A 14,319-nucleotide genomic window follows, 5' to 3' on the forward strand; every position below is an offset into this window, starting at 1 on the left:
AACAAGCATTATTTATTCAATGATTTTAGAGACGATACCGGCACCAACAGTACGACCACCTTCACGAATAGCAAAACGAAGCTTCTCTTCCATCGCTATCGGAACGATCAACGAAACATCCATGGCAACATTGTCGCCTGGCATAACCATTTCCGTTCCTTCTGGAAGCGTAACAATACCTGTAACATCCGTCGTACGGAAGTAAAACTGAGGACGATAATTCGTGAAAAATGGTGTATGACGTCCACCTTCATCTTTTGTCAAAATGTAAGCTTCTGCTTTAAAACGTGTATGAGGCGTAACAGATCCTGGCTTTGCCAATACTTGACCACGCTCAATCCCTTCACGGTCAACACCACGAAGCAGAGCTCCTATATTATCACCCGCTTGACCCTGATCTAAAAGCTTGCGGAACATTTCAACGCCTGTAACCGTCGTCTTAGACGTTGGACGAATACCGATAATCTCGATTTCCTCTCCAACTTTAATAACACCACGCTCAACACGACCCGTAACAACGGTTCCACGACCCGAAATCGAAAATACATCCTCTATCGGCATCAAAAATGGTTGATCAACAGGACGTTCAGGGGTTGGAATATAATTATCAACTTCACTCATTAAAAGACGAACAGCATCTTCACCAATGCTTTTATCCTTATCCTCAAGAGCTGCCAACGCAGAACCTTTAACAATTGGTATATCATCGCCTGGAAAATCATATTTGGATAAAAGTTCCCGAACCTCAAGCTCTACAAGCTCCAAAAGTTCTGCATCATCAACCTGATCAACTTTATTAAGAAAAACAACAATTGCTGGAACACCAACCTGACGCGCAAGCAAAATATGCTCACGTGTCTGAGGCATTGGACCATCAGCTGCTGAAACAACCAAAATAGCACCATCCATCTGTGCTGCCCCTGTGATCATGTTCTTCACATAATCAGCGTGTCCTGGACAATCAACGTGCGCATAGTGACGATTTTCCGTTTCATACTCAACGTGCGCTGTAGAAATAGTAATTCCACGTGCGCGTTCCTCTGGGGCAGCATCAATTTGATCATAGGCTTTAAATTCACCAAAATATTTCGTAATCGCTGCTGTCAACGAGGTCTTCCCATGATCAACGTGACCAATCGTACCAATATTAACATGCGGTTTTGTTCGTTCAAACTTGCTCTTCGCCATCGCTATTAATCTCTTGTTTTATTCCCTATTTTTGTTAGCACCTAGGGACAGTTCTGCAAAACTCAATCTGACTAGGCTATAACCAGCTCAATCACCACAACTCTTAGACGGAAAACCCCACCCAATCTATAAATGGAATATCCTCCATCATACCTATTTGCCCAATCACCAACAACTATTTGGAGCGGGTAGCGGGAATCGAACCCGCATATTCAGCTTGGAAGGCTGCTGCTCTACCATTGAGCTATACCCGCATGAACTCACATACTAACTCTCCTTCGATGAATGGTGGAGGGGGTTGGATTCGAACCAACGTAGCATACGCAACGGATTTACAGTCCGCCCCCTTTAACCACTCGGGCACCCCTCCATTACACCGGTAAAGTCGCGCAATGAGACATTACGAAAACCATCTTGAATACCCATTCAATTCAATCTGATTGCGAAGTGGTTATGACGATTACTATTGTATCTGTCAACAGAATAAATACAATTCTATACAAATTTCCTGCTCATAACTTTAAATCACAGATTTTTTCTCTCTATTTTTCTTATTAACACGCTATAAAGGAGTTATGAAAGAAAAAACATCACAAAATTCTCATTATGCTCGTTTACGTCGCCGATATCGCGATACAAAAGGCTCTCCTTCTCGATCTTTTACACACCTAAAGAAGAAAGCTGCTTCTTTACAGCAAGGGATAATCCATCTTTATGGCATTCATTCTGTTCAGGCAGCTTTAGAAAACCCAAAAAGAATTTTAAAATGTCTTTACGTTACACAAAATGCCTTAAAACGATTAAATATATCCGAATCAGATTATCCTTGCTCTGTTACATTATGCACCCCAAAATATCTTGATTCGCTTGTTGGAAGTGAGGCTGTTCATCAAGGTATTGTTTTGGAAACTTTACCCCTCAAACCATGCAAGCTTTCGGAACTAACCAATACTGACCTGGTCATTGTCATGGATCAAATTACCGATCCGCATAATGTTGGCGCTATTATGCGCTCTGCAGTTGCATTGAAAGCTAAAGCGCTTATTACAACTTGCCGTCACTCTCCCCACGAAAGCGGTGTTCTTGCGAAAGCGGCATCTGGAGCTCTGGAAATGATTCATTATATTACCGTACGAAACCTCGCTGAAGCTCTTCAAGAACTTCATCAAACAGGTTTTACAAGCTTTGGTCTCGATTCAGAAGGGGACAAACCTCTAGAAACAGCATTAACAGGGAATAAAATTGCTCTTGTTTTAGGAGCAGAAGGTAAAGGTTTACGTAAAAAAACACGTGAAACCGTTTGCGCTTTAACACGCCTTGATATGCCTGGAAATATTAAATCATTAAATGTTTCAAATGCAGCAACAATAGCGCTTTATGTGGCACATAAATATCTTAGATTCTAGTTTTTAATTTTTTTGTGAAACATCAAAAAAACCAACCAACAAAAAACCCGCAAGAAACCCGCCAATATGAGCTTCCCATGCTATTGAGATGCCATTTTCTTCAAACAAAATAGAAGAAATACCTATGATAAAATCAGCCATCAGCCATACACCCATATAAACAAGCATCCCCTTAGAGCACAGAGCTTTTTTAATGGACAATAAAGGTCCAAAAAGTTTTTCGTTCTGCGCATTGACAGCTAGATAACCACTAGAAAAACCGTAACGTGCAATAGCTCCCATCATTCCAGATACGGAACCTGACGCCCCAATAAGTGATATGGTACTTTCTTGATGAAATGTAAAATAAGTCAAAATAGAAATAACTGCCATTAACACCCAAAAAATTAAAAAACGTAAAGCACCAAAATGCCTTGCTAAAGGAGAGCCAAAAACCAAACCATATTAAGAGCAACATGTTTAAAACTACTATGCATAAATGAATAACTCACCATGGTATAACAGAGTGCTACAGGATCCCTCTTAAACAATGCTGGTATAAATGAAAAAAATTCAAGACTTTCAACATAAACCTTATGAGAAAAAAAATACTGAGAAATGCAATAAAGACAAAAACAAAATGCTATCAAAACAACTATAATAAATGGAACATTCAACAAGGGTTCTTTAGGTTGTTTCGGTAATCGAGAAACATCATTATGTTGGTGACTAGAAACTTTCATTTTATAAAATCTCGTATTCTTTAGAGAATGGGTTATTCTTTATACAAAATAAATATACCACTCCCAGTGATGCAGAATCTTTTCAACGCCTCTTCGAAGCCCCTTTTTAAATTTTCAATAGCTCTACATGAAAACACGTGTATTTTATACAAAAGATTTTAAAAAGCATGGATATCAAGAATATGATTTACAAACTTAGCGGTATCCTGCTTATTAAAATGTGAAGTTATTATGTAATATACAAGAACTTACGAATAGACAAACTCACTTATGAGGTGGTGTATAATAAAAATATATAAACATTGTTTTTTTACTAGAAATATATTGATCACTGCATTTTTTAACCAATCTATACTTCGATTGAGAAACTTTAAATAATCTTAAGTCTCAATTTTTCCATTAATATAGCTTGAATATAGCTTGTATTGCTTCTACTCTTTGAAAGAAAAACGACATCTCTATGAGAAAACTACCAACACAGCGTTCTCTAGATATACTAATTGCTATTTCATGATGAATTACTCACTCGATAGTCTGTTTCCCTCATAAATGCAAAAGCTTCAGTTCATCTCTTTAACAAATATCAACAAGCCTTTCATTTCAACCTCTAACAAATATAATTGAAGAACTGTCTCTTATGAAACACTGCAAAATATGTTGATTTTAATGATGCATCTTTGAATTTAAACAGTTCATGAAGTAAATTTTTATTCCTTATCTTAGAGAATCTTATCTGCACATCCGCCACTTGTAATGCGCAAGAGAATAATTCAGATTAATTCAATATAGAAAAATTTTAAATGAGGCAATCATAGGAAATTGAACCTCTTATTAAGTTGTAAAATGATAAAGGACCATTATAAATCAATGTATTATAAATAGATAACACACTAATCATTGAAGAGGAAGATCTTGAGAATTCTGCTTGCAATCCTTTAACCACACATCATAAATAGGATGCTCAACAGCGTTCAAACCAGGACTATCTGCAAACATCCATCCTGTAAAAATACGCCGTACTTTTTTATCTAATGTCACTTCATTGACTTCAACAAAACCAGTTGTACGCGTTGGTTCATCTTTAGAGCTCGTATAACACGCACGTGGCGTCACCTGTAATGCACCGTACTGATAAATTTTACCAAGAGTAACTTCAAAACGTGTGGTCCGCCCCGTGATTTTGTCAAGACCTGCAAAAACAGCAATTCCATTGCTAATACGCTCAGCCCGCACTCCACTATTTAAAGATAAAAATACTAAAACTCCCATTAAAAAAATATATATAAAATGCTTCACCCCTAACAATAAAAAAAATCTCATCATATCAAAATCAATCGCATCTTAAAAATAATTCTTTTCATAACTTAGAGTCCAATAAGACAAAAATACACGCGCACACTAAAATCTTTTATTTTTTAGGTGACCACGCATCATAATCTTCATGCACACAAGAACGCTCTCCATTGGAGGTGATAGCCCCCTTTGGTCGATAGTCCTCACTTGTTCCTGTCATATTTGCAACATGAGGCTTTTCCCATTCATAAGGATGATAATCCTCCTGTGTTGGTGGGCACTCACAGCGATGATGAATCCAGCCGTGCCAACCTGGTGGAATAGTAGAGGCCTCAGAATAGTCTTTATAAATAACCCAACGGTGCGGATAACCATCCTTATGAAGTCCCCCTTCATAATATATATTTCCAAATTGATCTTCCCCTATCCGCTTACCTTTGCGCCATGTGAAAAAACGCGTACCAATGGTATTGCCATTCCACCATGTGAAGATTTGCTTAAAAAAACGAGCCATCTGCTATTCCATTCATTTAGTGCGCTCATGAAATTAATCGTTGGAATAAAACTGTTAACGATTGAAATTACCGAAAAATTTACTAGTAAATTCAGCTACAATTCCAATTGATAGGATAACGTGCTATCCCTTAATTTCAGGAAGATATCATATGTATGGCTTCTTCTCCACCCCATAAAATTTAATCTATGCCAAGTTTTATCTTAACCAATTCATTAACAGCTTGAGGGTTTGCCTTACCACCTGTTGCTTTCATTACCTGTCCAACAAACCAACCAGCTAAAGCGGGTTTCTGTTTTGCTTGCGCAACTTTATCAGAATTATTAGCAATGATTTCATCAACGGCTCTTTCAATTGCCTTTGTATCTGTCACCTGCTTCATATTTCGCTCTTCTACAATTTGGCGTGCATCTCCCCCCTCATTCCAAATAATCTCAAAAAGATCTTTGGCAATTTTTCCAGAAATAACTCCTTCTTTTATGAGATCAATAATGCTTCCCAATTGATTTGGCGATACCGGTGATTCTTCAATCTCACGATTATCTTTATTTAAAGCCCCTAAAAGGTCATTAATCACCCAATTGGCAACTATTTTTCCATCACGCCCACGCGCTACTTCTTCAAAATAATCAGCAATAGCCTTTTCTGTCACAAGAATGGAAGCATCATACACAGTCAATCCCATTTCCTTAACAAAACGTGCTTTTATAGCGTCAGGCAATTCTGGTAAGTCTGCTGCCAAAGCATCCACAAATGCTTGATCAAATTCTAATGGTAAAAGATCAGGATCAGGAAAATAACGATAGTCATGTGCTTCTTCTTTTGAGCGCATAGAACGCGTTTCACCTTTAGCCGCATCAAAAAGCCGAGTCTCTTGATCTATGACTCCTCCCTCTTCTAAAATTGCGATCTGACGACGCGCTTCATACTCAATGGCTTGACCAATAAAGCGAATAGAATTAACGTTTTTAATTTCACAGCGCGTTCCAAAATTTTCACCAGGACGACGAACAGATACATTAACATCTGCACGCATAGAACCTTCATCCATATTGCCATCGCAAGTGCCCAAATAACGAACAATCGTACGCAATTTTGTCATATAGGCTTTGGCTTCATCTGATGAGCGCATATCCGGTTTGGAAACAATTTCCATAAGAGCAACACCAGAACGATTAAGATCAACAAAAGACATTGTTGGATGCTGATCATGCATCGATTTTCCTGCATCTTGTTCAAGGTGTAATCTTTCAATCCCGACTTCAATATCTTCAAATTGGCCATTCGAATCTGGACCAACAGATATGGTAATCTTTCCCTCTCCCACAATGGGATAGCGAAATTGAGAAATTTGATACCCCTGCGGTAAATCTGGATAAAAATAATTTTTGCGATCAAAAACAGATTTTAAATTAATATGCGCCTCTAATCCTAACCCCGTTCGAACCGCTTGACGGACACATTCTTGATTAAGAACAGGCAACATACCTGGCATGGCTGCATCAATGAGTGATACATGATTGTTCGGCTCTGCACCAAATTTGGTTGATGCTCCTGAAAAAAGTTTCGAATTTGATATGATTTGCGCATGAACTTCCATGCCAATGATGACTTCCCAATCACCTGTAACTCCAGAAATAAAACGCTTAGAATCAGGAGTACGCGTATCAATGATGCTCATTGCCAATCCACTACCAATATTTTAAAATATACTCATGGCTTATCTAAAACCATTCTCTCAGTGCAATCTTAGGATATAAATCTTACAAAAAGCCCGATTCTATCGGGCTTTTTCTGTTTGCATAAATACTAAGCTTTTTTAGGAGCTTTTTTCTTAGCTGATGTTTTCTCTGTAGACGTTTCTTTCACTGCAGACTTTTTCTTTGCCGGCTTTTCTTCAGGGATATCTGATTCGTCATATTCTTTCATCAACTCTTCAACCGTCACTTCCTTATCTGTGACTTTTATCTGTGCTAATAAATGATCAATGACCTTTTCTTCAAAAATCGGAGCACGTAGATTTTCAACAGCTTCCGGAGTCCTGCGGAAAAAATCCATAATCTCTTTCTCTTGTCCAGGATACTGGCGAACCTGATCAAAAACGGCTGCTTTTAGCTCATCCTCACTAACTTTAACACCAACCTTCATTCCAATTTCAGAAAGCACCAAACCAAGACGAACACGACGTTGTGCAAGGACACGATATTCCTCCCGTGCCTTTTCTTCTGTAATACCTTCATCTTCAAAACTGCGCCCAGCCTTTTTCAAATCATCATTAACCTGAGCCCATATATTGTTAAACTCAATCTCTAAAAGTTCCTCAGGAATCTCAAAATTATAATCAGCATCTAAAGCATCAAGAATTTGACGCTTAACTTTTTGACGTGTCACTGAACCGTATTGGCTTTCAATCTGCCCACGAACGACCTCACGTAAGCGATCTAGAGACTCTAAACCAACTTTTTGTGCTGCTTCATCATCAATTTTTAATTCATCTGGTTTAAAGACAGCTTTGACAGTAATGTCAAACTCTGCTTCCCGTCCGGACAAATGTGCTGCACTGTAATTATCAGGAAATTTAACAAAAATCGTTTTTGCATCCCCAGCTTTCACACCAACCAATTGCTCTTCAAAACCAGGAATAAATTGTTTTGACCCAAGAATCAGTTGTGCATCACTATCTTCCCCACCTTCAAATGGAGCGCCTTCAAGCTTACCTTGATAATCTATGCTAATACGATCACCTTCTTCAGAAGCCCCCTCTTTTAGGGAATAATTACGCGTAGAAGAAAGGACGCGATTGATTTGATCATCAATATCCTGTTCAGGAATAGTTGCAATTTCACGGATAACCTTAATATGTTCAAAATCTTTAATTTCAATTTTTGGTAAAACTTCATACTTTAAACTAAAAGTAAAATCAGCTTTGCCATCTAGAATTTTTTCATCTTCATCTATATCAATTTTCGGCTGCATCGCTGCACGTTCATTGCGATCTGCTAAAATAGACCGAGGTGCATCACTGAGTATCTCATTGAGAATCTCCGCCATAAAGGATTTACCATACATTTTTCGCAAATGCCCACTAGGCACTTTACCGGGACGAAAACCATTAAGCTTGATTTTTCCCTTGGTATCATCCAATCTTTCATTCAGCTTTTCTTCTAAATCTTTCGCTGGAACCACGATCTTAATTTCGCGCTTCAGTCCTTCATTAAGCGTCTCGGTAACCTGCATTAAACACCTTCATTTTCCTAAGGAGAGGGATAAACCCACTCTAATAATCATTACATTCTAACACTTCGAGTGTTACATTTACCATGAAGCGGAATTTCAGACACGTAGAAATCCGTAGCACTTAAGGGATTGCTTTGGTGCGGATGGAGGGACTCGAACCCCCACGGTCTCCCGCCAGAACCTAAATCTGGTGCGTCTACCAATTTCGCCACATCCGCTCAAACTTACAAGCTAATAACCTTATACAAGCGGCGTCTCTATACCATTAATTACGGGAAAAAAGCAAACAAATATATTAAAAAAAACAAAATCTATGCTTTTCATACATAACTGCTTACGCTAAAAGTCAATTATGTTAAAGACATTCGATATCCCAATTCATATCATCGGTGGCGGTCTTGCGGGGTGTGAAGCAAGCTGGCAAATCGCTCAATCAGGAATTCCTGTTGTTTTGCATGAAATGCGACCCGAAAAAAAATCAGATGCCCATAAAACCGATAATTTGGCAGAACTAGTTTGTTCAAATTCATTTCGTTGCGATGATTCATTAACAAATGCCGTAGGGCTTTTACATGCTGAAATGCGATTAGCGAAATCGTTAATTATGAAAGCTGCTGATGCCAACAAAGTTCCCGCAGGTAGTGCCCTTGCTGTTGACCGTGATGGATTTTCAAAAACCGTTACGACAGCAATCGAAAACCATCCTCTTATAACAATCAAACGTGAAGAAGTTCAAGAAATTCCTAAAGCTTGGAAACATGTTGTCATTGCAACGGGTCCCCTTACATCACCTGCACTTGCTCAAGAATTACAAGCAATAACCGGTATAAAAGCTCTTTCTTTTTTTGATGCGATTGCACCTATTATCCATACCAATAGTATTGATATCAACATTTGTTGGTATCAGTCTCGCTATGATAAAATTGGTCCTGAGGGAACAGGAAAAGATTATCTTAATTGTCCCCTCAACAAAGAACAATATAAAACATTCGTTGAAGCATTAAAAAATGCTGAAAAAACAGAGTTTCGTGACTTTGAAAAAACGCCCTATTTTGATGGATGCCTCCCCATTGAAATTATGGCTGAGCGCGGACTTGAAACGTTAAGACACGGTCCTATGAAACCTATGGGCTTAACCAATGCCCATAACCCTACAGTTAAACCCTATGCTGTCGTTCAATTACGCCAAGATAATAAACTTGGAACGCTTTACAATATGGTCGGCTTTCAAACAAAACTGAAATATGGTGAACAAATTCGCATTTTTAGAATGATTCCCGGTCTTGAAAAAGCAGAGTTTGCGCGTCTTGGTGGTCTTCACCGCAATACCTACCTCAACTCGCCAATTATTCTTGATCAAACCCTTCGTTTAAAACAAAAAAAACAACTACGCTTTGCAGGGCAAATTACCGGATGTGAAGGTTATGTAGAATCAGCGGCAATAGGGCTTCTTGCTGGACATTTTGCTGCTGCCGAATATCATCATATTTCCCCTTGCCTACCCCCACAAACGACAGCATTCGGAGCCCTTTTGAATCATATTACGGGGGGACACATCATAGATGAAAAAGCAGAAACACAGTCCTTTCAGCCAATGAATATCAATTTCGGACTCTTTCCCCCTATTGCTTCTATTAGACATTCAGGAAAACGCTTAGCAAGTAAAGAAAAAAAATTAGTAAAAAAACAAGCCATCACAGCGAGAGCTCTCAATGATTGTATTCAGTGGTTAGCAGATAAAGAATCAAAGAGTTCCTGTTTATAAAAAATACACAATTCGCCTCTCATCTACTGAATAGATCTTTATGACTCTCGTGAAAAAATCATTCTAAAGCCTTTTAAAGACTGTCTCCCCCAATCAATAAATACTACTCTACGTTTCATCATTTATTTAATTATGTAGGTGCTTGTAAAATAACTTTTGGCTATAAAAAACCTTTACCGCTATCAACAATTTAATATGATTTAATGACTAAAAATAAAATAATTATATCAATATATTATGAATAATAAAAAATTAAATAGATGGAAAATAAACAAGCAATACTGTATTATCTCTATTAATATTTTTTATATTACGTAATATACATTATTTTATAAGAGTAATTTTTCTGTTTTTTAACTTCCTTCATCAAAATTTTTGATATTCTCTCACTTTAACTCTTGTGTGATGAAGAAAAAACGCTCTCTTGCATATCACAAGTGAAATAGGGATATGGAAAAAATATTTGTAGGATAGAGCTGGATCTATCTCTTCCCTCTCAAATGCCAAGAAAAATCACAATATTGAAAGTGAAATCTGAATATCATAAGATTCTTTCATTTCAGAATCTCTTATAATAAATCAATAAAAATTATTCTCTTGGTGCGTCACAAGCAAGGTTGGCGTATAAGTAAAAGAATAAAACTATCCCTTATACACTCGTCTCAGATATTGAGGGCTAATTGCAACATTATAGGAACTGAGAAAAACAGTACGGCGGCACCAACATGCACTTTTATTAAGCGTAAATAGTAGTATATAATAACTTTTATAGAGTTTACAGAGTTTTTTGCCTCATACTATTTACGGATCTTGTTTTGAAATAAATACCGTAACACTTCAGCGTAATAAAAGTTAACATTAGATTTTATAAGCCACACTGGTACTGCATTAATACAGTGCAATATTTTACTGAAAAGGCTAAAAAATATATTTTAAGCTGACAGTATTTTATACAACACTTAAAATTATTTTCAAAAATACAAGTAATACATGAAAATAAAAAATACCGCAAAAATCTCAACGTGTTATATGAAAAATGGGCATAATACATGTGCTAAAAAAAACCCGCTTATAAATAAATCGGGTTTTTTTATGTAGCTTAAATTATTTTTTATTAACTGCTTCTTTAAGGCTTTTTCCTGCAGAAAATTTAGGTACAGAACGTGCTGGAATATCGATTTCAGCACCAGTTGAAGGATTACGCCCCTTTGTTGCAGCACGATGAGAAACTTCAAAAGAGCCAAAACCTGGAAGACGAACATCTCCCCCTGAAGCCAAAGCTTCTGTTACAGAAGCCATAAAAGCATCAACAACAGCACCAGCTTGCGCTTTCGAAACACCTGCCTTTTCAGCAACGGAGCTAACCAATTCACTTTTATTCATAAAATATTTCCTTTCCCTATATTACCTGACAACATGACTTAATCATGTTATTGGTCAGTTTATTGAAAAGTACAGCAAACAGAAGTCTTATTTTTATCCAAAACATTGTTTTTTTAGCAATAATCACAGTTATTCACGGAATTTTTCACTTTTTCCAACAAAAAACAGAACAATAACCTCAACAACGCCTTCTGCCACCTAAAAAATGCCGTTATAAATGAGATAAGTGAATCAGTGCGCAATCTGTATTCCTTCACTATCACTGCCCTCTGACCGGATTGGGACAGCCACCGTAGAGGGTTCTTTCCATTCAATAGTGTCTGGAAAACGAACCAAAGCGTGTTTCAAAACTTCACTCACATGATTTACCGGAATAATTTCCATATTATTTTTGACATCGTCAGGAATATCAACCAAATCTTTTGCGTTTTCTTCAGGAATAAGTACCTTTTTTATCCCTCCTCGAAGAGCTGCTAGGAGTTTTTCTTTTAATCCACCAATTGGTAAAACGCGTCCACGTAAAGTAATTTCACCAGTCATTGCAATATCTTTATGCACAGCTACTCCTGTAAGAACCGAAACAATTGCTGTCACCATTGCAATCCCAGCAGATGGGCCATCTTTTGGCGTAGCACCCTCTGGAACATGAACATGGATATCGCGTTTTTCAAAAAGTGGAGGTTCAATACCAAAATCAACAGCACGAGAACGTACATAAGATGCTGCCGCTGAAATGGACTCCTTCATAATATCACGTAAATTTCCAGTTACAGTCATCTTACCTTTGCCGGGCATCATAACTCCTTCAATGGTCAATAACTCTCCACCGACTTCTGTCCACGCAAGGCCTGTCACAACACCAATTTGATTTTCTCCTTCAATCTGATTGTAATGATAACGTTTAACACCCAAGAAATCATGAATATTACTTTCTGTAACTTTTACAGATTTTTGATGCGTTTTGAGAATTTTTGTAACAGATTTGCGGGAAATTTTCATGAGTTCACGCTCAAGGTTACGAACGCCTGCCTCACGTGTATAAAACTGAATAATTGACCTTAGTGCTCCATCAGAAATACTGAGTTCTTTTTTAGACAAAGAGTGATCTTTTAGTGCCTTTGGTAAAAGATGCTGTTTAACAATTTCCATTTTCTCACATTCAGTATAACCAGCAATACGAATAATTTCCATACGATCCATTAACGGACCTGGAATATTAAGCGTATTGGCAGTTGTGATAAACATGACATCAGAAAGATCATATTCAACTTCCAAATAGTGATCAATAAATGTACTGTTTTGTTCAGGATCAAGAACTTCTAATAAAGCGGATGAAGGATCTCCACGAAAATCTTGTCCCATTTTATCAATTTCATCAAGCAAGAAAAGCGGATTAGATTTTTTTGCTTTTTTCATAGACTGGATAATTTTTCCAGGCATCGAACCAATATATGTTCGGCGATGTCCGCGAATTTCTGCTTCATCCCGCACGCCTCCCAATGAGATACGAACATACTCACGCCCCGTCGCCTTTGCAATAGAGCGCGCTAATGATGTTTTCCCTACACCAGGAGGACCTAACAAACAAATAATAGGACCTTTTATCTTTGACGCGCGACTTTGTACAGCCAAATATTCAATAATCCGCTCCTTAACCTTTTCAAGACCGAAATGTTCATTATTCATGACCTTTTCAGCAAAATCTAAATTGTTTTTAATCTTAGATTTTTTACCCCAAGGCATTGCTAATAACCAATCAAGATAGTTACGGACAACTGTCGCTTCTGCAGACATAGGAGACATATTCCGTAATTTTCTCAATTCTGCCCCAGCTTTTTCCTGTGCTTCCTTGGATAGTTTTGTATTCTTGATACGTTCTTCTAATTCAGAGAGTTCATCTCGGCTATCATCACCTGCCCCTAACTCTTTTTGAATAGCCTTCATCTGCTCATTGAGATAATATTCTCGTTGGTTTTTTTCCATTTGCCGTTTAACATGCGAACGAATACGTTTTTCAACCTGCAAAACAGAAATTTCTCCTTCCATGAAGGACAGAACACGTTCAAGACGGGCCCGTACAGGTAAGAGCTCTAGTATTTCCTGTTTTTCTGCAAGTTTAATCATCAAATGAGAAGCAATCGTATCGGCAAGCTTAGAAGGATTATCAATCTGACCAATCGCATTAACAACTTCAGGAGAGATTTTTTTATTAAGCTTTACATAGTTTTCAAAATAAGCAATCACTGACCTTGAAAGAGCTTCAATCTCAACATCACTCTCTCTAGATTCTTCTGTAACAGTCGCATATGCCTGATGATAACCTTCACTTAAAGCAAATTGACTAATTTTTGCACGTGCAGTTCCTTCAACCAAAACCTTTACAGTACCATCAGGAAGCTTTAAAAGTTGAAGAATATTAGCAAATGTACCAATATGATAAATATCCTCTGATTTTGGATCGTCATCAGAAGCATTTTTTTGTGTCACCAAGAGTATTTGCTTGTCAACCGCCATCGTTTCTTCAAGAGCACGAATTGATTTTTCGCGGCCCACAAAAAGTGGAACAATCATATGGGGGAAGACAACAATATCACGAAGAGGTAAAACAGCATAAACCCCATCTCTTACTTCATCTGTCTTTTCATCAATATATTGCATAACTCTCCTTTCTGGAGCCTATGAGCTATCTACAACAACCAGCTCACCTTTAGAAAACCTCAGCTCTTCACAATACATGAAGTGGTAATTACTAATACATAAATCAAGCATTATAATGATATTATTATAAACACCCATCAAATACTGTTTATT

Annotated in this window: 9 protein-coding genes, 3 tRNA genes and 1 pseudogene; 2 read left to right on the forward strand and 11 right to left on the reverse strand. The window is 37.6% G+C overall.

Annotated elements, in window-relative coordinates:
* Positions 1-12: 12 nt before the first annotated feature.
* The 3 genes from tuf to U736_RS0104405 form a co-directional block, all read right to left on the reverse strand.
* The gene (gene tuf / locus U736_RS0104395) at positions 13-1,188 is read right to left on the reverse strand and encodes an elongation factor Tu (RefSeq protein ID WP_012755022.1); all 1,176 of its coding nucleotides are present in this window, start codon (positions 1,186-1,188) and stop codon (positions 13-15) included.
* Between the two features lie 180 nt (positions 1,189-1,368).
* A tRNA-Gly gene (locus U736_RS0104400) sits at positions 1,369-1,442 on the reverse strand.
* Between the two features lie 32 nt (positions 1,443-1,474).
* Positions 1,475-1,558 (reverse strand) — tRNA-Tyr (locus U736_RS0104405).
* Positions 1,559-1,763: 205 nt separating this feature from the next.
* On the opposite strand from U736_RS0104405, the gene U736_RS0104410 reads away from it, so the two are divergent.
* Positions 1,764-2,594 (forward strand): TrmH family RNA methyltransferase, encoded by an 831-nt coding sequence (locus U736_RS0104410; protein WP_026500346.1) that lies wholly within the window; start codon positions 1,764-1,766, stop codon positions 2,592-2,594.
* A gap of 3 nt (positions 2,595-2,597) precedes the next feature.
* Here U736_RS0104410 and U736_RS10935 read toward each other — a convergent pair.
* From U736_RS10935 to U736_RS0104440, 6 genes and pseudogenes are all read right to left on the reverse strand, one after another.
* A pseudogene (locus tag U736_RS10935) lies at positions 2,598-3,316 on the reverse strand (rhomboid family intramembrane serine protease).
* 894 nt (positions 3,317-4,210) lie between these two features.
* Entirely contained in the window at positions 4,211-4,636 is a 426-nt protein-coding gene (locus U736_RS0104420) for a DUF2155 domain-containing protein (RefSeq protein ID WP_012755019.1), read from the reverse strand.
* Between the two features lie 88 nt (positions 4,637-4,724).
* Positions 4,725-5,123 carry an NADH:ubiquinone oxidoreductase subunit NDUFA12 gene (locus U736_RS0104425; RefSeq protein WP_012755018.1) on the reverse strand — a complete coding sequence of 133 codons (399 nt, stop codon included), beginning with the start codon at positions 5,121-5,123 and terminating at the stop codon, positions 4,725-4,727.
* A 181-nt stretch (positions 5,124-5,304) separates the two neighbouring features.
* Entirely contained in the window at positions 5,305-6,804 is a 1,500-nt protein-coding gene (gene gatB / locus U736_RS0104430; protein ID WP_026500348.1) for an Asp-tRNA(Asn)/Glu-tRNA(Gln) amidotransferase subunit GatB, read from the reverse strand.
* A 128-nt stretch (positions 6,805-6,932) separates the two neighbouring features.
* Positions 6,933-8,360 (reverse strand): trigger factor, encoded by a 1,428-nt coding sequence (gene tig / locus U736_RS0104435; RefSeq protein ID WP_012755016.1) that lies wholly within the window; start codon positions 8,358-8,360, stop codon positions 6,933-6,935.
* 135 nt (positions 8,361-8,495) lie between these two features.
* A tRNA-Leu gene (locus U736_RS0104440) sits at positions 8,496-8,578 on the reverse strand.
* 134 nt (positions 8,579-8,712) lie between these two features.
* Here U736_RS0104440 and trmFO point away from each other — a divergent pair.
* Positions 8,713-10,125, forward strand: a complete 1,413-nt coding sequence (trmFO, locus tag U736_RS0104445) for a methylenetetrahydrofolate--tRNA-(uracil(54)-C(5))-methyltransferase (FADH(2)-oxidizing) TrmFO (protein ID WP_012755015.1) — start codon at positions 8,713-8,715, stop codon at positions 10,123-10,125.
* A 1,104-nt stretch (positions 10,126-11,229) separates the two neighbouring features.
* On the opposite strand, the gene U736_RS0104450 is transcribed toward trmFO, so the two are convergent.
* Entirely contained in the window at positions 11,230-11,508 is a 279-nt protein-coding gene (locus U736_RS0104450) for an HU family DNA-binding protein (protein ID WP_012231443.1), read from the reverse strand.
* A 231-nt stretch (positions 11,509-11,739) separates the two neighbouring features.
* Entirely contained in the window at positions 11,740-14,166 is a 2,427-nt protein-coding gene (gene lon, locus U736_RS0104455) for an endopeptidase La (RefSeq protein WP_012755014.1), read from the reverse strand.
* Between the last annotated feature and the right edge of the window lie 153 nt (positions 14,167-14,319).

The sequence above is a fragment of the Bartonella grahamii ATCC 700132 genome, assembly GCF_000518085.1.
Classification (GTDB): Bacteria; Pseudomonadota; Alphaproteobacteria; order Rhizobiales; family Rhizobiaceae; genus Bartonella; species Bartonella grahamii.